17 protein-coding genes are annotated in these 18,696 nt (G+C 70.0%); 16 read left to right on the top strand and 1 reads right to left on the bottom strand.

Going from position 1 to position 18,696, the window contains the following annotated elements:
- Positions 1-572: 572 nt before the first annotated feature.
- From araB to ID554_RS29540, 16 genes are all read left to right on the top strand, one after another.
- Positions 573-2,255 (top strand): ribulokinase, encoded by a 1,683-nt coding sequence (gene araB / locus ID554_RS29610; RefSeq protein WP_117227034.1) that lies wholly within the window; start codon positions 573-575, stop codon positions 2,253-2,255.
- Positions 2,252-2,944 carry an L-ribulose-5-phosphate 4-epimerase gene (locus ID554_RS29605; RefSeq protein WP_117226988.1) on the top strand — a complete coding sequence of 231 codons (693 nt, stop codon included), beginning with the start codon at positions 2,252-2,254 and terminating at the stop codon, positions 2,942-2,944. Before araB ends, ID554_RS29605 begins: the two co-directional genes overlap by 4 nt.
- Before the next feature lie 129 nt (positions 2,945-3,073).
- Complete coding sequence (locus ID554_RS29600; protein ID WP_396888436.1) at positions 3,074-4,078, top strand: ABC transporter substrate-binding protein; 1,005 nt, start codon at positions 3,074-3,076, stop codon at positions 4,076-4,078.
- Between the two features lie 187 nt (positions 4,079-4,265).
- A complete protein-coding gene (locus ID554_RS29595; RefSeq protein ID WP_117226990.1) occupies positions 4,266-5,807 on the top strand; it encodes a sugar ABC transporter ATP-binding protein in 1,542 nt (513 codons plus the stop codon).
- Positions 5,804-6,868, top strand: a complete 1,065-nt coding sequence (locus ID554_RS29590) for an ABC transporter permease (RefSeq protein WP_117226991.1) — start codon at positions 5,804-5,806, stop codon at positions 6,866-6,868. Before ID554_RS29595 ends, ID554_RS29590 begins: the two co-directional genes overlap by 4 nt.
- A gap of 76 nt (positions 6,869-6,944) precedes the next feature.
- Entirely contained in the window at positions 6,945-7,934 is a 990-nt protein-coding gene (yjfF, locus tag ID554_RS29585) for a galactofuranose ABC transporter, permease protein YjfF (protein WP_117226992.1), read from the top strand.
- A gap of 26 nt (positions 7,935-7,960) precedes the next feature.
- Positions 7,961-9,463, top strand: coding sequence for an L-arabinose isomerase (gene araA / locus ID554_RS29580; RefSeq protein WP_117227035.1), 1,503 nt, complete (start codon positions 7,961-7,963; stop codon positions 9,461-9,463).
- 289 nt (positions 9,464-9,752) lie between these two features.
- Positions 9,753-10,742, top strand: coding sequence for a LacI family DNA-binding transcriptional regulator (locus ID554_RS29575; RefSeq protein ID WP_199489147.1), 990 nt, complete (start codon positions 9,753-9,755; stop codon positions 10,740-10,742).
- Between the two features lie 232 nt (positions 10,743-10,974).
- Positions 10,975-11,736, top strand: a complete 762-nt coding sequence (locus tag ID554_RS29570) for an SDR family oxidoreductase (protein ID WP_117226994.1) — start codon at positions 10,975-10,977, stop codon at positions 11,734-11,736.
- On the top strand, positions 11,651-12,283 hold the full coding sequence (locus ID554_RS33325; protein ID WP_396888435.1) for a glycosyl hydrolase family 95 catalytic domain-containing protein: 633 nt from the start codon (positions 11,651-11,653) through the stop codon (positions 12,281-12,283). The genes ID554_RS29570 and ID554_RS33325 overlap by 86 nt, the downstream gene beginning before the upstream one ends.
- On the top strand, positions 12,280-12,789 hold the full coding sequence (locus tag ID554_RS29565) for an AfsR/SARP family transcriptional regulator (RefSeq protein WP_117226995.1): 510 nt from the start codon (positions 12,280-12,282) through the stop codon (positions 12,787-12,789). Before ID554_RS33325 ends, ID554_RS29565 begins: the two co-directional genes overlap by 4 nt.
- Positions 12,790-12,875: 86 nt before the next feature.
- Positions 12,876-13,094 carry a hypothetical protein gene (locus ID554_RS29560; RefSeq protein ID WP_117226996.1) on the top strand — a complete coding sequence of 73 codons (219 nt, stop codon included), beginning with the start codon at positions 12,876-12,878 and terminating at the stop codon, positions 13,092-13,094.
- A gap of 99 nt (positions 13,095-13,193) precedes the next feature.
- The gene (locus ID554_RS29555) at positions 13,194-13,703 is read left to right on the top strand and encodes a hypothetical protein (protein ID WP_191088662.1); all 510 of its coding nucleotides are present in this window, start codon (positions 13,194-13,196) and stop codon (positions 13,701-13,703) included.
- Positions 13,640-14,341 carry a hypothetical protein gene (locus tag ID554_RS29550; RefSeq protein ID WP_147333405.1) on the top strand — a complete coding sequence of 234 codons (702 nt, stop codon included), beginning with the start codon at positions 13,640-13,642 and terminating at the stop codon, positions 14,339-14,341. The genes ID554_RS29555 and ID554_RS29550 overlap by 64 nt, the downstream gene beginning before the upstream one ends.
- A 14-nt stretch (positions 14,342-14,355) precedes the next feature.
- A complete protein-coding gene (locus tag ID554_RS29545) occupies positions 14,356-15,117 on the top strand; it encodes an FtsX-like permease family protein (protein WP_117226999.1) in 762 nt (253 codons plus the stop codon).
- 21 nt (positions 15,118-15,138) lie between these two features.
- A complete protein-coding gene (locus ID554_RS29540; RefSeq protein ID WP_117227000.1) occupies positions 15,139-15,885 on the top strand; it encodes an ABC transporter ATP-binding protein in 747 nt (248 codons plus the stop codon).
- Here the strand turns inward: ID554_RS29540 and ID554_RS29535 are convergent.
- Entirely contained in the window at positions 15,882-18,623 is a 2,742-nt protein-coding gene (locus tag ID554_RS29535) for a beta-L-arabinofuranosidase domain-containing protein (RefSeq protein WP_117227036.1), read from the bottom strand. The two genes, ID554_RS29540 and ID554_RS29535, sit on opposite strands and share 4 nt — an antisense overlap.
- Positions 18,624-18,696 lie beyond the last annotated feature (73 nt).

The following is an 18,696-nucleotide window of genomic DNA, read 5'->3' as shown; positions in this document are numbered from 1 at the left end:
GTGATGTTAACGCTCATCTTTGGGCCCCCCGAACGGGGGGGTTTCCGGTGTCGGCCGGTCGCGTGTCGGTCGTCGGCCGGCGGAGGGAGAGTGGCGTCCGGGACCCGCCGGTCGCGTCCCGGTGCGCGTACGGATGCGCGCAGGTCGTGCGCGAAGGTCGGGGGCGCGTGGCGGTCGGGGCGACGGGGAGGCGCGGGGCGGGCGGCGACGCGATGCGTGGGCGGGCGGCGGTGTGCCATCGCGTGGTCCGGTCCGGTCGGCGTGGCGGCTCGTTCGAGCAGGTCGGAGCGGATCGAACGGGTTCCCGCGTCGCTGTCGTCCCGACCTCCGGTGCGGCGTGTCGTCCGCTCTGGGTTGGCGGGCGTCGCGCCCGCTCCCGACCGGGTTCACGCACCTATCCGTCGCACGCGGGGTGACCTGGGCGGGGGCGCCACCGCGCACAATCTTTCGGTAGCCTGTCGATGTTGGCCTATGTCTCGGTGTGCTCCGTTACGGAGCTGTTGCCGGCGAGTGTCTTGACGGCGCAGGATGTGAGCGTTAACACTGAGGTCCGTCATCGGCCGGAGGTGAAGATGAGCGGAGTGGACGAAGCAGGCGACCAGTACGTCGTCGGCGTCGACTACGGCACCCTCTCGGGACGGGCCCTGGTGGTCCGGGTCCGCGACGGTGCCGAGTTGGGGACTGCGGTGCACGAGTACCGCAGAGCGGTCATCAGCACCGCCCTACCGGACGGCGGCACCTCGCTGCCGCCCGACTGGGCGTTGCAGGACCCCGAGGACTACCGGGACGTGCTTCGCCACGCCGTGCCGGCGGCGGTGGCCGCCGCCGGGGTCGATCCGGCCGACGTCGTCGGCATCGGCATCGACTTCACCGCGTGCACGGTCCTGCCGACGCTCGCCGACGGCACCCCGCTGTGCGAGGTGCCGGAGCTGCGTCAACGCCCGCACGCCTGGGTCAAGCTGTGGAAGCACCACGCCGCACAGCCACACGCCGACCGGATCAACGCGTTGGCCCACGAGCGGAGCGAGCCGTGGATCGGCCGCTACGGCGGCAAGATCTCCGCGGAGTGGCAGTTCGCCAAGGGTCTGCAGATCCTGGAGGAGGACCCGGAGGTCTACCGCCGGGCCGAGCGTTTCATCGAGGCGGCCGACTGGATCGTGTGGCAACTGTGCGGCGTCGAGACCCGCAACGCCTGCACCGCCGGCTACAAGGGCATCCTCCAGGACGGCAGCTACCCGTCGGCGGACTACCTGACCGCGCTCAACCCCGACTTCGGCGACTTCGTGGCCAAACTGGACGGTCCGTTGATGTCGCTGGGCGCGAAGGCGGGCGAGCTCACCGCCGCCGCAGCAGCCTGGACCGGTCTGCCGGAGGGCGTCGCGGTCGCCGTCGGCAACGTCGACGCACACGTGACCGCGGCCTCCGCACAGGCGATCGAGCCGGGCCGGTTGGTGGCCATCATGGGCACCTCGACCTGCCATGTGGTCAACGGCGCCGCCCCGGCCGAGGTGGCCGGCATGTGCGGCGTCGTCGACGGCGGCATCAGCGACGGCGCGTGGGGCTACGAGGCAGGGCAGAGCGGGGTCGGCGACATCTTCGGATGGTTCGTCACGCACGCCGCACCCGCCGGGCTCGACTCGCACGAGCGCCTCACCGAGCTGGCCGCCGCCCAGCCGGTCGGCACCCACGGCCTGGTCGCGCTGGACTGGTGGAACGGCAACCGGTCGCTGCTGGTCAACCACGACCTGAGCGGGATGATCGTCGGCATGACCCTGGCCACCCGGCCGGAGGACATCTACCGTGCCCTGCTCGAATCGACGGCGTACGGCACCAGGATGATCGTCGAGGCGTTCGTCGACGCGGGCGTACCCGTCGACGACCTGGTGATCGCCGGTGGCCTCACCTCGAACAAGCTGCTCATGCAGATCTACGCCGACGTCACCAACCGGCCGCTGGGCATCATCGGCTCCGCCCAGGGCCCGGCGCTCGGCTCGGCGATCCACGCCGCCGTCGCCGCCGGCGCGTACCCCTCGATCCGGGAGGCCGCGCAGACCATGGGTCGCGTGCACGAGGCCGTCTACCAGCCGGACCCGGAGCGGGTACGCGCCTATGACGCCCTCTACGCCGAGTACCGCACGTTGCACGACCACTTCGGTCGTGGCGCCAACGACGTGATGCTGCGCCTGCGGGCGATCCGCAACGCGGCGGCCGAGTCGACCGGGACGCAGCACGAGACCGTGGAGGTGCCGGCATGAGCGGCGACCCGACTGCCCTGGTGACCGAGTTGCGCGCCAGCGTCGCCCGGTTGCACGGTGAACTGACCCGGTACGGGCTGGTGGCCTGGACGGCAGGCAACGTCTCCGCGCGGGTGCCGGGCCACGACCTCATGGTCATCAAGCCCAGCGGTGTCGACTACGACGACCTCTCGGCCGAGAACATGGTGCTCTGCGACCTCGACGGCGTACCGGTCGAGGGGGAGCTGTCGCCGTCGAGCGACACCGCGGCGCACGCGTACGTCTACCGCGCCATGCCCGAGGTCGGCGGCGTCGTGCACACCCACAGCACGTACGCCACCGCCTGGGCGGCGCGTGGCGAGTCGATCCCTTGCCATCTGACCGCTCAGGCCGACGAGTTCGGCGGAGAGATCCCGGTGGGGCCGTTCGCGCTGATCGGCGGCGACGACATCGGTAAGGGCATCGTCAGCACGCTCACCGGGCACCGATCGCCCGCGGTTCTGATGCGCAATCACGGCGTCTTCACCATCGGGAGCAACGCCAGGGCCGCGGTCAAGGCTGCGGTGATGTGCGAGGACGTCGCCCGGACCGCGCATCTGGCGCGCGCGCTCGGGCAACCGGTGCCGATGGCGCAGGCCGACATCGACGCGCTCTACGACCGCTACCAGAACGTCTACGGACAACGCCCCTCGCCTCCGGCGAGCTCCTGACCGGTCGCGGGTCCCGGCGACCCGTCGACCTGATTCGCACCACCCGCACAGGATCCGCACCACCGACTCAGGCCGCTCGTGCACCACGACGGGCGGCGTGGACAACCGCACCCACCCCGAGGAGATCCGATGAGGAACATGCGAATGCCGATGGCGCGTCGTCGCGCCATCGCGGTCGCCGCCGCTGTGCTGCTCGCCGGCAGCGTGGCGGCCTGCGGTAACAGTGACACCGGAAGCGACGGCGCCGGCGACGACGGCAAGCTCGTCCTGGGCTTCTCCCAGGTCGGCGCGGAGAGCGGTTGGCGGACCGCCAACACCGTGTCGATCCAGGAGGCGGCAGGCGAAGCGGGCATCGAGCTGAAGTTCGACGATGCCCAGCAGAAGCAGGAGAACCAGATCAGGGCCATCCGCAACTACATCCAGCAGAAGGTCGACGTGATCGCCTTCTCGCCGGTGGTGGAGTCCGGCTGGGACACGGTGCTCAAGGAGGCCAAGGACGCCGGCATCCCGGTCATCCTGACCGACCGCGCGGTGGACTCGGCGGACAAGTCGCTGTACAAGACGTTCCTCGGCTCGGACTTCGTCAAGGAAGGCCGGCTCTCCGGTGAGTGGCTGGTCGAGGAGAAGAAGGCCGCGACCGGCGACGTGAACATCGTCGAACTGCAGGGCACCACCGGTTCGGCGCCGGCCAACGACCGCAAGAAGGGCTTCGGCGAGGCGATCGCGGCGGACCCGAAGCTGAAGATCATCGCCTCCCAGTCGGGTGACTTCACCCGGGCCGGTGGCAAGCAGGTCATGGAGCAGTTCCTGCGGGCACACCCGAAGATCGACGTCCTCTTCGCGCACAACGACGACATGGGCCTCGGTGCCCTGGAGGCGATCACCGCGGCAGGCAAGGTGCCCGGCCAGGACATCACCATCATCACCATCGACGCGGTCAAGGACGGCATGCAGGCCCTGGCCGACGGCAAGTTCAACTTCATCGCGGAGTGCAGCCCGCTGCTCGGCCCACAGCTGATGGATCTGGCGAAGAAGGTCCATGCTGGCGAGGAGGTGCCGCCGCGGATCGAGACCGAGGAGACCACCTTCACCCAGGAGCAGGCCAAGGAGGCCCTGCCCAACCGCAAGTACTGATCGACGCCCGGGGCCGCCGCGCTGATGTGGCGGCCCCGCCGTGTCGCCCATTTCCCGACGGACTGGGCGCCTGGCCCGACACCCCCGTGCCACGTCCGCCCGGTCGGCCCCATGGCTGACCGGGCGGACGCCACGGGGGCTGCGTGGGCCTTCCGTACCGAGAGAACCCAGAAGAGGATCTGATGGGATGACGGATAGCCGCCCGGTCCTGACGATGACCGGGATCAGCAAGTCCTTTCCCGGGGTGCGCGCACTCCACAACGTCGACTTCCGACTCTTCCCCGGCGAGGTGCACGCCCTGATGGGCGAGAACGGCGCCGGCAAGTCGACCCTGATCAAAGTGTTGACCGGTGTCTACGGCATCGACGAGGGCACCATCACCCTGGGCGACGAGCAGGTGGCCTTCAACGGGCCGATGCAGGCCGCGTCGGCCGGGGTCAGCACCGTCTACCAGGAGGTCAACCTCTGCCCCAACCTCTCGGTGGCGGAGAACATCTTCATCGGCCGGGAGCCGCGCCGTCTGGGCGCCGTGCGCTGGGGCGAGGTCCGGCGGCGGGCCCGGGAACTGCTGACCCGCCTGGATCTCGACATCGACGTCACCGCTCCGGTGGCGAGTTTCTCGCTCGCCGTGCAGCAGATGGTGGCGATCGCCCGGGCGATCGACGTCCAGGCCCGGGTGCTCATCCTCGACGAGCCGACCTCCAGCCTGGACGCCGGTGAGGTCGCGCAGCTCTTCCGGATCATGCGCCAGCTGCGCGACGAGGGCATCGCGATCCTCTTCGTCACCCACTTCCTCGACCAGGTCTACGGCATCGCCGACCGGATCACCGTGTTGCGCAACGGCACGCTGGTGGGGGAGTACCCGACCGCAGAGCTGCCGCAGCTCGCCCTGGTGGAGAAGATGATCGGCAAGGAGCTCGACGTCCTCGAACGGATCGAGGAGCAGCCCCGGCGGGAGCTGGCGGCCCTGGAGGGCGGCACGCCCTTCGTCGAGGTGTCCGACCTCGGGCGCAAGGGCGCGGTCGCGCCGTTCAGCCTGACCATCCACGCCGGGGAGGTGGTCGGCCTGGCCGGCCTGCTCGGCTCCGGCCGTACCGAGGTGGCCCGGCTGCTGTTCGGCGCGGACCGCGCCGACCGGGGCCAGGTGGCGGTGAACGGCGACACGACCGGCCTGCGTAACCCGGTGCAGGCCATCGACCACGGCATCGGGTTCTGCTCGGAGAACCGGCGCGCGGAGGGGATCATCGCCGACCTGTCGGTCCGGGAGAACATGATCCTGGCCATGCAGGCGGCCCGTGGCTGGCTCCGGCCGATCCCGCGCCGTCGCCAGGACGAACTGGTCGACAAGTACATCAAGGCGTTGAGCATCCGCCCGCCCAACCCCGACGTACCGGTGCGCAACCTCTCCGGCGGCAACCAGCAGAAGGTTCTGCTGGCTCGTTGGCTGATCACCGAGCCCCGGCTGCTCATCCTGGACGAGCCGACCCGTGGCATCGACATCGGCGCCAAGGCGGAGATCCAGAAGCTGGTCGTGCAACTCTCCGACGGCGGTATGGCGGTGCTGTTCATCAGCGCCGAACTGGAAGAGGTGCTGCGGCTCAGCCACAAGATCGCGGTGATGCGTGACCGGGAGATGGTCGCGCACCTGAGCAACGACGACACCGTGGACGCCGACCGGGTCATGCAGACCATCGCCAGCGGGACCCAGCGGGAGGGGGGCCAATCATGAGCGAGCGGATCAAGCCTCTTCTCGGGCATCGGCTGTTCTGGCCGATCGCCGTGCTGGTGGTGATGCTGGCGGCGAACACGATCTACCGGCCCGGCTTCCTGTCGATCGAGATGAACAACGGCCACCTGTACGGCACACCGATCGACATCCTCCGGTTGAGCGCGCCGCTGATCCTGGTCGCCCTCGGCATGACCCTGGTCATCTCCACCGGCGGCATCGATCTCTCGGTCGGGTCGATCTGCGCCATCAGCGGCGCCATCGCCTGCCTGCACATCAGCGAGGCAGCGGACCAGAACAGCTTCGTCACCGTGTCGACCGCGCTCGCGATGGCGCTCGGGGTGGCACTCGTCCTCGGTGCCTGGAACGGCGTGCTGGTGTCGGTGATCGGCATTCAGCCGATCATCGCCACGCTGATCCTGATGGTGGCCGGTCGGGGCCTGGCGCAGTTGATCACCGAGGGCCAGATCATCACGATCAACTCCGGGCCGTACCGGGCGATCGGCCTGGGTCACTTCCTCACCCTGCCGTTGGCGATCTTCATCGCGCTGGGTGCGGCGCTGCTGGTCGCGGCCTTCACCCGCCGCACCGCGCTCGGCATGATCATCGAGTCGGTGGGCGGCAACCGGGAGGCCAGCCGGCTGGCCGGCATCCGGTCCGGCCGGATCGTCTTCCTCGTCTACGTCGCCAGCGCGGCCTGCGCGGCGATCGCCGGCTTCATGATGACGGCCAACGTGTCCAGCGCCGACGGCAACGCCGCCGGCCTCTGGGTGGAGTTGGACGCCATCCTGGCGGTCGTCATCGGGGGCACCGCGCTGGCCGGCGGCCGGTTCTATCTCAGCGGCACCATCCTCGGCGCGCTGATCATTCAGACCCTCACCACCACGGTGTACGCCATGAACATCTCGCCGCAGACGGCGTTGCTGTTCAAGGCGGTCGTCGTGATCGCGGTCTGCCTCATCCAGGCCCCGGCGTTCCGCGCCAAGTTCAACCGCCGCAAGCGCGGCACCCCACCCCCGCCGGCCTCGTCGCCGCAGCGCCAGAAGGAGGAGGTGACGGCATGAGTGAGCGGCAGCGAGCGAATCATCGGCTCGGCGCGGTGGAGCCTCATGGCGGCACGCAGCGAAGCGGAGTGACGGCATGAGCAGTACGTCGTTGACCACCGGGCCGAGTTGGGCGCGGCTGCCCCGACGGCACGTGCCGGTGCTGGCCACGTTGGCCCTCCTGCTGGTCATGTACGCCATCGGTGTCTCCCAGTACCGGGCCTTCTCCAACGTCCAGGTCATCTTCAACGTCTTCATCGACAACGGGTTCCTTCTCGTCGTCGCGGTGGGGATGACCTTCGTGATCCTCACCGGCGGCATCGACCTGTCCGTGGGGTCGGTGGTCGCGATGACGGCGATGGTCTCGGCGTGGCTGCTCCAGGCGGGTCTGCCCGCGTTGCTGGTGCTGGTCATCGCGTTGCTCATCGGGCCGACGCTCGGCTTCCTGATGGGCTGTGCGATCCACTTCTTCGACATCCAGCCGTTCATCGTGACACTCGCCGGAATGTTCTTCGCCCGGGGCATGTGTACGTTCATCAGTGACTCGTCGATCCGTATCACCGACGGTTTCTGGACCACGATGGCGCAGCACCGGATCGGCAATCCCGGCGGTAACTTCGTCTCGGTGAGCGTGCTGATCGCGTTCGCGGTGGTGCTCGTCGGCGCGTACGTGCTGGCGTACACCCGATTGGGTCGCAACGTGTACGCGATCGGCGGCAATCCGCAGTCGGCGCTGCTGATGGGGCTGCCGGTGGGGCGTACCCGGATCGCGGTCTACACCATCAGCGGCCTGTGCTCGGCGATCGGCGGCATCCTGCTCTCCTTCTACACGCTCTCCGGGGCGCCGCTGATCGGGATCGGGATGGAACTCGACGTGATCGCGGCCGTGGTGATCGGCGGCACGGTACTCACCGGTGGGTCGGGGTACGTCTTCGGCACCGTGCTCGGTGTGCTGGTGCTCGGCGTGATCCAGACCCTGATCACCTTCGACGGCAGCCTCAACTCCTGGTGGACCAAGATCGTTATCGGCGGCCTGCTCTTCGCGTTCATCCTGCTCCAGCGCCTCATCGGCATCCGCTACAAGTGACCGCCCCTCTCGCGGAAGGCAACTCCATGGCAACGCATCCTGAACCCGAGGTCTGGTTCCTCACCGGAAGCCAGGCGATGTACGGTGAGGACACCCTCCGGCAGGTGGCCGAGCAGTCCCGTCAGATCGCCGCCCTGCTCGACGACTCGCCGCACATCCCGGCCCGGGTGGTCTGGAAGCCGGTGCTGACCACCAGCGCGGACATCCTGGAGGTCTGTCGGGACGCCGCGGTGCAGGGTGCGGTCGGGGTTATCGCGTGGATGCACACCTTCTCGCCCGCGAAGATGTGGATCTCGGGTCTGGACGCGCTGCGCACACCGTTGCTGCACCTGCACACCCAGGCCAACGTCCTGCTGCCGTGGGACGAGATCGACATGGACTTCATGAACCTGAACCAGGCCGCTCACGGCGACCGGGAGTTCGGCTTCATCCAGACCCGGCTCGGGGTGGCCCGCAAGACCGTCGCCGGCCACGTCAGCGACCCCCGTGTGGTCACCCGCGTCGGCTCGTGGACCCGGGCGGCGATCGGCTTCTCGGCGATGCGTTCGCTGCGCCTGGCGCGGTTCGGCGACAACATGCGCGACGTCGCGGTGACCGAGGGGGACAAGGTCGAGGCGGAGCTGCGCTTCGGCGTCTCGGTGAACACCTACGGGGTCAACGACCTGGTGCGGGTGGTCGACGAGGTCGCCGACGCGCAGATCGACGATCTGGTCAAGGAGTACGACGACACCTTCCGGGTCGCCGCCGAGCTGCGTCCCGGCGGTGAGCGCCACGACTCGCTGCGGTACGCCGCACGGCTGGAACTGGGGATGCGCACCTTCCTGGACGCGGGTGGGTTCCGAGCGTTCACGACGAACTTCGAGGACCTCGGCGGTCTGCGTCAACTGCCCGGCATCGCGGTGCAGCGGCTGATGGCCGACGGCTACGGCTTCGGCGGCGAGGGCGACTGGAAGACCTCCGTGCTGGTCCACACGCTCAAGGCGATGTCGGCCGGCGCGCAGGGCGGCACCTCGTTCATGGAGGACTACACCTACGACCTCACGCCGGGCGAGGAGTTGATCCTCGGTGCGCACATGCTGGAAGTGTGCCCGACGATCGCCACGGACGTGCCGAACGTGGAGATCCACCCGTTGAGCATCGGTGGTCGGGAGGACCCGGTCCGGTTGGTCTTCGACGCCGAGCCGGGGCCGGCGGTGGTGCTCGGCCTGGCGGACATGGGCGAGCGGTTCCGGCTGGTCGCCAACGAGGTGGACGTGGTGCCCCCACCGCAGCCGCTGCGGCGGTTGCCGGTGGCCCGGGCGGTGTGGCGTCCCCGCCCGCACCTGGCCGGGTCGGCCGAGGCGTGGATCACGGCGGGCGCCCCGCACCACACCGTGCTCTCGCACGCGGTGGGCGTGGAGGAACTGCACGACCTCGCCGAGATGAGCCGTACCGAAATGGTCGTCATCGACGCGAACACCGAGCCTCGTCGCTTCGCCGACGAGCTGCGCTGGAACCAGGCGTACTACCGCCTCGCCCGGGGTTTCTGACCACGTCGCCCGGGCCGTCCGACGGACGGCCCGGGCGCGTTACCACCACCACCCCTACAGCGTCGACCGGGTGACGAAGCCCTCGGTGCGACGAGGACTCGGCCAGCGACGATCGGGATCGACGCTGACGTAGACTGTGCGTGATCGAGCGCTCTCCACTCGGACGGCACGGGCCGGTGTGGGTACCGCGAGAGGGGATCTTTGTGCCCTAGCCGTTCCAGTCAGCGTCGACCGGGTCTCGGCGTCGACCGAATGCGGGGAGTCTGAGATGGCCGTACGCGATCCTGCGATGACGGACGTGGCTCGCCTCGCTGGTGTCTCCCACCAGACGGTGTCGCGAGTGCTCAACGGCCACCCGAACGTCCGCGAACAGACCCGACTGCGGGTCCAGGCGGCCATCGCCGAGCTCGGTTACCGCCCGAACCGGGCGGCGCGCGCGTTGGTCACCGGCCGTTCGCAGGTGATCGGAGTGGTAGCCCAGAACACCACCCTCTACGGTCCGGCATCGCTGCTCACCGCGCTGGAACAGACCGCCGCCGAGTCCGGCTTCGCGGTCAGCGTGGGCAGCGTCCGGGACCTCGACCACCGGTCCATCTCGGCGGCGGTGGAGCGGCACCTGGCCCACCGGGTCGCCGGCATCGTGGTGATCGCGCCGGTGGAGTCGGCCGGTGAGGCGCTGGAGCGCCTGCCGAAGGACGTCCCGCTGGTCACCGTCGACGGGGACCCGCGCCGGCCGATGCCGCTGGTGACGGTGGACCAGGCCGCCGGTGCCCGGGCCGCCACCCAGCACCTGCTCGACGCGGGGCACCACACGGTGTGGCACGTCTCCGGCCCCTCCGACTGGTTCGACAGCGCGGGCCGGATCGAGGGCTGGCGGGAGGCCCTGCTCGCCGCCGGGGCCGAGATTCCGCCGCTGGTGCCGGCGGACTGGTCCGCGGCGGCGGGTTACCGGTGCGGGCAGATGCTGGCCCGGATGCCCGACGCCACGGCCGTCTTCACCGCCAATGACCACCTCGCGCTCGGGGTGCTGCGGGCGTTGCACGAGCACGGTCGCCGGGTGCCGGACGACATCAGCGTGGTCGGCTTCGACGACGTGCCGGAGGCGGCGTACTTCATCCCGCCGTTGACCACCGTGCGTCCGGACTTCGACGCGGTGGCCCGGGCCAGCCTGGAGATGCTGCTGACCCAGATCGAGTCGGCCAGCGGCGGCGCACTGCGCGAGACCGTCGCGCCGACCCTGGTCTCCCGCCAGAGCGTCGGCAGGCCACCGGCCCGCTGAGCCCACCCGGCATCGACCTGTCAGCCGACGAGCAGGGTCCGGCCCGGTGGTGCCGGACCGGACCCCGCTGCCGGGTGAGGGCCAGGAAATCTGGTGAAAACGCGTACGGGGGCAGGTGGCGATGATGCGTGAACCCGGCACCACAACCGTGGGACAGACCGGGACCGTCCTACCGCAAGGCAGGACTACCAACCATGTGCTCACCAAAGCGCACTGAGAGGTAACGGGATACGTGAACCTGTTCGACCTGAGCGGCCGGCTGGCCGTGGTGACCGGCTGCCGACGCGGCATCGGACTGGCGATGGCGCAGGCCCTGGCGGCGGCCGGCGCCGATGTGATCGGGGTGAGCGCATCGCTTGCGGAGACCGGTAGCGAGGTCGCCGCGCGGGTGGCGGCGCACGGTCGCGAGTTCGTGCCGTACCGGGCGGACCTGTCAGACCGGGCCGCCGTCCGCGCGCTCGGCGACTGGCTCGTCGGGTACGACCGGCCCGTCGACATCCTGGTCAACAACGCTGGCACGATCCGTCGCGCGCCGGCTGCCGAGCATTCCGACTCAGACTGGGACCACGTGCTGGAAGTCGACCTGTCGGCCCCGTTCGTCCTCGCCCGCGAGCTGGGCCGGGACATGATCCGACGGGGCGCTGGAAAGATCATCTTCACCGCGTCGATGCTCAGCTTCCAGGGCGGCGTGACGGTGCCCGGCTACGCCGCCGCGAAGTCCGGGATCGCCGGCCTGACCCGGGCGCTGGCCAACGAGTGGGCGCCGCACGGGGTCAACGTCAACGCGATCGCGCCGGGTTACATCGGCACGGACAACACCCAGGCCCTGCGGGACCAGCCGGAACGCAACCGGGCGATCCTGGACCGCATCCCGGCCGGGCGCTGGGGGCGTCCCGACGACCTCGCCGGTGCCACCGTCTTCCTCGCCTCCGACGCGGCCGCGTACGTGCACGGTGCCGTCATCCCGGTCGACGGCGGTTGGCTGGCTCGGTGAACGGGCCAGGTCGCCTCCGGGGCACCGGTTGGAGGATCGAGGTCGGACCTCCTCCGCCGACCAGCCGACCGACGTCCGGATCGCGCAGCACGACAGCGTCGACGACCCGCAGTTCTCCGCGCTGCTGCTCCAGTTCGGCCGGTACCTACTGATCTCGTCCTCCCAGCCGGGCACCCAGTCGTACGCCGGTCGGTGGCGGCCCCGTCCGGACCGGGACGGGGCCGCCACGGGGTGCGTCACACCTGGGTGCGCCGCCACTGTTGGTGGGTGCCGGTGCCGCACGTCCACTGCACGGCCCGGGCCCCGTCGGTGGTGGCGGCGCGCTCGAGGTGACCGTCCGAGGCCGGCCGATGAGCATCGGCAGTTCGGGGCGGCGGACGCTGCTGGCGACGCTCGCCCTCGACCCCGGCACGGTGGTCGGGGTCGGCCGTCTCGTCTCGGTCATCTGGGACGGCGACCCACCGATGACGGCGACGACGAAGTTGCAGGGTCACGTCAGCGCCCTGCGGCGGAGTCTGGTGCTGCTCGGGGGGTGCGGATGCGGTGACGCTGCTGCAGACCCGTCCACCGGGCTACCTGCTGTGCGCGCACCGCACCTCCACCGATCTGGCCCGCTTCGACGAGCTGACCCGGCGCGGCGCCGCCGCACGGCTCCCGAACGGGGCCGGACTGCGGGTCGCCGCCCTCACCGCGGCGCTGCGGCTGTGGCGGGGAGACGCCTGCCTCGACGCCCGGTCCGCCGGGGTTGCCGTGGAGGCGGCGGCGCTGGACGAACGGCGCTGGCGGGCGATGGAGGACCTGGCCGAGGCGCAGCTCGTGCTCGGGGAGCACAACGCGGTCATCGACGCGATGGAGCCGCTGGTACGCCAGTGGTCCTACCGGGAGCGGGCCTGGGAACACCTCATCGAAGCGCACATGAGGCGCGGTGACATCGCGTCGGCGCTGGCCGCGTACGACGAGCTGTGCCACATCCTGGCCGCCGGGCTCGGCGTCGTACCCGGCTGGCGGATCGACCGGCTGGTCAGCGTGATCCGCGCGGGCAATCGGCGTTAGCGCAGCGTTAGCGGATCGTAAGCGGACAATGACATGGTGGCCGGGCCGCCACAGCGACCGACTGGCGAGAAAAGGAAAAGGAACGGATGGCCATCATCAACAGGCTGGGTGACAAAATGCTGGCCGCACTGCTGCCCAAGGCCAAGGCTTCGGCGTGTAACGTCTGCACCCGCGCCTACGTGGGGTGCGGTGGCCCCTTCTGCTACTACTACAACAAGGTGGTCTCGGGTCAGGTTTGCTGCTATGCCAACACTGCGGACTACTGCAGCGCGCCATCCGTGAGCTACACCACCGGCTGCTGCTGATCGTCGGGGGGACGTTGCCGCCGGTTGGACATCTGTCTGGCCGGCGGTGGCATGCAGAGGGCATGATGTGGCGGGTCTGGACGGGGGGCGGTGGGTCGATTGCTGGGAATGGCTGTCTCGCAGTGGCGGGTACGGATGCGACGCTCGCTGGCATTGCTGACCATGATTGCCGTGGCGGTTGCGGGATTCACGCTGCTCACCGGGGCCGCGGTGACCTCGCGGCTGGACACAGTCGGCACTGTCGCCGCCAACTATCGTCCCGTCTACGATCTGTTGGTGCGCCCCAAGGACGTCGTGCTCCCGCTCGAGCAGGAGCGCAGTCTGGTCCAGTCGGGCCAGTTGGCGGGGATGCGCGGCGGCATCACCGTCGACCAGTGGCGGGATATCCAGGCGGTACGCGGCGTATCCGTCGCGGCGCCGGTCGCGGCGATCGGGTACGTGATGCGGACCGTGCCGGTGACCGTCGACCTGTCGGACCAGCTCGACCCGAGCGCGCAGCGTCAGGTGCTGCGGGTGCAGCCGACGTGGGTGACGGACTCGGGGCGGTGCCTTTCATCGGCGAGCAGGACGTGCTGCAACCGACGGATCTGCGGGCCCGATCGTCGTTGACGTGTGTCGGCGGCATGGGGTCGACGGATCGGGAGGGTAAGCCGATGCGCCCCACCGTCACCCTGGTGTGGACGGTGCCGTTCCTGATGGCCGCGGTCGATCCGGACTCCGAGGCGGCATTGGCGGGATTGGACCGGGCGGTGACCTCGGGCCGCTACTTCACCTCGGCGGAGGCGCCGACCTCGCATCGCCTGGACAAGATGCCCTATCCGTATTCGGTGTTGCCGATCCTGATCGCGGACCGACCTGAGGTCGACGGGGTGCTCGATGTCGACGTCGAGCGGCTGGACCCGGGCTCGACGGAGCTGGTCCGCACCTCCGCGGACGACCAGCGTCTGCGGGCGGCCCTCGCGGACGAGCCGGGTACGCCGGTCGGGCAGTGGTCGACGCCGATCGACGAGCCGTACCAGAACATGGTCGACCGGATGCTGCGCCCCGGCGAGTTGGAAATCGAATACGACCTGGCCACCACCAACACCATGTGGCTGCACTCGTTCTGGACCGTCGGGCCACCGAACACGGTGCAGGAGGCGGACGGGCTGCGGGCCCGACCGGATCCGTACGACCTGAAGATCTGGGGTCAGGGGGCCGACGACGGCGGGTCGTCGAGGTACGTTCCGACGTCACCGGTCTGCTGAGCCAGCCGCCGCTGATGCTCACCACCATCTCGGCGCTACCCGCCATCTTCGACCCCGGCGCGTACTCGACCGAACCGGAATACCCCGAGTACCAGCTCAACACCGTTGCGCCGATCAGCGTGGTACGGGTCCGGCTGGCCGGTGAGGTGGGCATCGACCCGGTCTCCCGGGAGCGGGTGCGGGTGATCGCCGAGGAGATCGCGCAACGCACCGGCCTGCAGGTCGACATCACCCTCGGCTCGTCACCCACGCCGGTGACGGTGCACTACCCGGCGGGCAACTACGGGCGAACCGACCTCGCCGTGGCCGAGCCGTGGGTGCAGAAGGGCGTCGCGGCCGTGCTCGTGCAGGCGGCCGACCGAAAGAGCGTGCTGCTGTCGATCCTGGTACTCGCGGTGTGCGCGCTGGCGGTTCTCAACGCCAACACCGCCGCGATCCGGGCCAGACGCGCCGATTTCGGTATCCTGGCTTGTCTCGGCTGGAGCCGGCGACATCTCGCCCAACTGATGTTCACCGAGATAGCCGGCATCGGCCTCGCCGCAGGTCTCGCCGGTACGCTGCTCGCGCTCGGGTTCGCCTTCGCCCTCGGGTTGAGCCTCGGCGCCGCCGCCGGCCTCGGCGCGGCTTCGGCCTTCGCCGGCGGCATCACCACCGCCCTCGCCTGGTGTGCGCTGGCCGCCCTGGTGCTCGGCATCGCCGTCTCCGCCGTCTCGGTGGTGGTGCCGATCGCCATGCTGCGCCGCCTGCCCACCGCCCAACTGCTCGCGCAAGGGTGAGCGACAAGGAGTGCAGACACGATGCGACGCACCTCGCCCCCGGTCCCGGTCACCGCGCCGGAACCGCTGGTCAGTCTCGATCGGGTGCGCAAGAGTTTCCCGCTGCCTGACGGCGCGCCGCTGGTGGCCGTCAACGACGTCAGCCTTTCGCTCGCCGCCGGCAGCGCGGTCGCGCTGACCGGGCCGAGTGGCTCCGGCAAGTCCACGCTCCTGCACCTCATCGGCGCCATCGAGCGCAGCGACGCAGGCACCATCGACGTCGCCGGGCAGCGGGTGACCGGCCTGTCCGGGCGGGCGTTGGCGGCGTACCGGCGCAGGATCGGATTCGTGTTCCAACGGTTCCACCTGCTGCCCACGCTCACCGCGCTGGACAACGTCATGGCGCCGCTGATTCCGTTCCGCACCGACTTCGACAAGGCCGCCCGGGCGCGGGAACTGCTGGCGATGGTCGGGCTCGCCGACCGGACGGCCGCTCTGCCGTCGCGGCTCTCCGGTGGGCAGCAGCAACGGGTCGCCATCGCCCGCGCACTGATCAACCGGCCGGTGCTGCTGCTGGCTGACGAACCCACCGGCAATCTCGACAGTCAGAACGGCACGGCAATCGTCGACCTGCGGCTCAGCCTCCGGGACGAGCACGGCACGACCCTCGTCATGGCCACCCACGACCCCGGCATCGCCGCCCGCTGCGACCGGACCGTCCACCTGCGCGACGGCAGGCTGACCAGTCTGGACTCGACGGACGGCGAGCCGGGGGTCCGGGTCGGCTAGATGAACCGCCAGAGGTGGTCGTTGGCGCCGTTGTCGTCCCAGATCACGATCTGGGCGCCCTGGTTCGTCGAGGCGCCGCTGACGCCGAGGACGCGTCCGCCGTTGCCGGACTGGAGACGGAAGTAGCCGCCCGAGCCGTACCGCAACCGCCAGCGGTTGCCCGCCGTGCCGTTGTCGGCCCACTGCACCACTCGCGTGCCGTTGCCGGTGCCGTCGTTCTCCAGACCCAGCACCTTGCCGCTGTGGGAGTTGCGGAACCGCAGGTAGCCGTTGCTGTCCACGAGCGCGGTCCAGAGGTGGTCGGCGGTGCCGGTGTCGCCCCACTGGAGCACCGGGCCACCGTCGGCGGTGGACATGTTCTGCACCCCCAACACCAGCCCGCTGGCCAGGTTCTGGATCCGCCGCGCGCCGCCCGGCACGAACCGCCACAGGTTGTCCGCCGTGCCGTTGTCCGGATCCTGCACCACCCGCGCGCCCTGGGCGGTGGAGCCGTTCAGGACGGCCAGCAGCTTGCCGGTGTGCCCGTTGCGGATCTTGTGGGAGCCGTCGCCCACGTCCACCACCGTCCACCGGTGGTCCGCAGTGCCGGTGTCGCCCCATTGCACGACCTGGGCGTTGTCGGCGGTGGACATGTTCTGCACGCCGAGCACCTTGCCGCTGTTGGCGTTGCGGAACTTGACCGCCGAGCCGTCGACCACCAGCTGCCAGTCGTGGTCGGCGGTGCCGGTGTCGCCCCACTGAAGGGCCGGGGCGCCGTCGGCGGTGGACATGTTCTCGACGCCGAGGACCAGCGCGCTGGCGGCGTTGACGAGCCGGAACGTCGCTGCGGCGGTGCCGCTCTGGCCGTTGGCGCTCCAGTAGACGGTGTAGTTGTGTCCGTGCGCGTCGTAGAACGGGACCAGGTTGACCGTGGAGCCGTTGGCGGTGGCGGTGAAGGTGAGCGCGGTGCTGCTGGTGCGGGTGACCGAGCCGGTGACCAGGGCGGGCAGCGCCGTCAGCGCGGTGTTGCCGTAGTTGCCGGAGAGCACCGCCGGGCCGTAACTGAGGGCCACCACGTTGGCGTTGTCGTTCGTCGGCTGCACCAGCACCCGCATGGGCAGGCGTACGGTGACCGTGTCGCCCGAGGTCCAGGAGCGGGTGAGTGCGGCGTACGTGCCCGGCGAGGTGGCGATGTTCTGCGTCGCGCCGTTGACGCTGACGGTGGCACCCTGCGTCCAGGCCGGGATGCGGATCCGCATCGTCCACGAGCCGCCGACGCTGCCGGTGACGGTGAGCGTCGTGGTGTCGCTGGTCGGGTAGCTGGTGGTCTGGGTGACGGTGATCCCGCGCGGTGACCAGGTGAGCACCGACGGCATGAAGAGGTTCACCGTCAGGGTGGTGCCGTTGTGGAAGTAGATCGAGTCCATCAGGGTGGTGTTGCTCTCCAGGCCGGTGCCCTGACAGCACCAGAAGGAGTTGTAGTCGGTGCTCCAGGTGCCGCCGCCCCACGCCGGGCCGACCCCACGGCGGCCGCCCGGTTGCAGCGGCGTGAAGTAGGTGACGTGTCCGTGGGCATCGGCCGGGTTCTGCGCCCCGACCAGGTGGTTGAGCAGCGCCCGCTCGTAGAAGTCGAAGTAGGCCGTCCGGTTCGGGTCGAGCAGCCACAGCTCCCGGGTCAACTTGAGCATGTTGTACGTGTTGCAGTGCTCGCAGGTGTCGTTGTGCAGGTAGCCGGCGATGGCATTCGGTGCCCGGAAGTGTTCGGCCTGGCTGTTGCCGCCGATCGCGTACGTGCGGGTGTTGACGGTGAGGTTCCAGGCGTTGCCGGCGATGTCGCGGTACCGGGTGGTGCCGGTGGCCTTGAACTCCCGGGCCGCGCCGATCCACTTCGGGATCTGGGTGTTGGCATGCAGCCCGTTGAGCTGGTCGGAGTTGGCGGCGAGGGGATTGAACACGGCAGCGTGGTCGAACCGCTGGGCGGCGGTCAGCCAGCGTGCGTCGCCGGTCTGCTGGTACAGGTCGGTCAGCACGGCGTTCATGCCGCCGAACTCGGTGCCGAGCATGGCCTGCATCTGCGCGGAGGTGAGCCGGGCGGTACGCCAGTCCACCCAGCCGGCCAGCGCCAGGAGCACGTCGCGGGCCTGGGTGGTGCCGATGTACCGCCACACGTCGAGGAGCCCGGCCAGCGTCTTGTGGATGCAGTAGTACGGCACGTTGCCGTTGGTCAGCGTGCGTGCCTCGACGGCGGTGAAGTCGGACTCGGGGAAGCCGGACAGGTATCCGGCGTTGAAGCCGGCGGCGGCGTTGTTGGCCTGGCACCGGGCGAGCTCGGTGACCATCTGGTTGGCCTTGTCCCGGCAGGTGGTGTCGCCGAGCACCGCCCACATGTACGCCCATGCGCTCAGGAAGTGCCCCTGCATGTGGGTACGGAACGGGAACGTCGGCGCGTCCCAGCCGCCGTTGGCCGTGGCGCCGCCGGTGGAGAGGCGGTGGTTGGCGCGGAAGTTGTAGAGCAGCCGGTTGACGTCGACGAAGCGCAGGTAGCTCAGCGTCCGGTTCTGGTTGTCCAGCCACCGGCTGGCGGTCAGCCGGACCTGGCCGAGGTCGAAGGCGTACGCGGAGACGCCGATGTCGGGCCGGACCGGGGGGATCGCCGCGCCGGCGGCCCCGCCGCGCAGCACGGGGCCGATCGCACCGGCTACAGCCGCCACTCCGGCGGCCTGGAGCAGGTGGCGACGGTGGAGGGACGGGTAGGGCATCACGGCCTCCGAACGTGGCGACGGGGGTGACTCGGACAGCCGGTGGCCGGGCCGTCGTCATGGCCCGGCCACC

Origin of the sequence: Micromonospora craniellae, assembly GCF_014764405.1 — a bacterium.
Lineage (GTDB): Bacteria > Actinomycetota > Actinomycetes > Mycobacteriales > Micromonosporaceae > Micromonospora > Micromonospora craniellae.
This window is presented reverse-complemented; position numbering and strand designations above follow the sequence as displayed.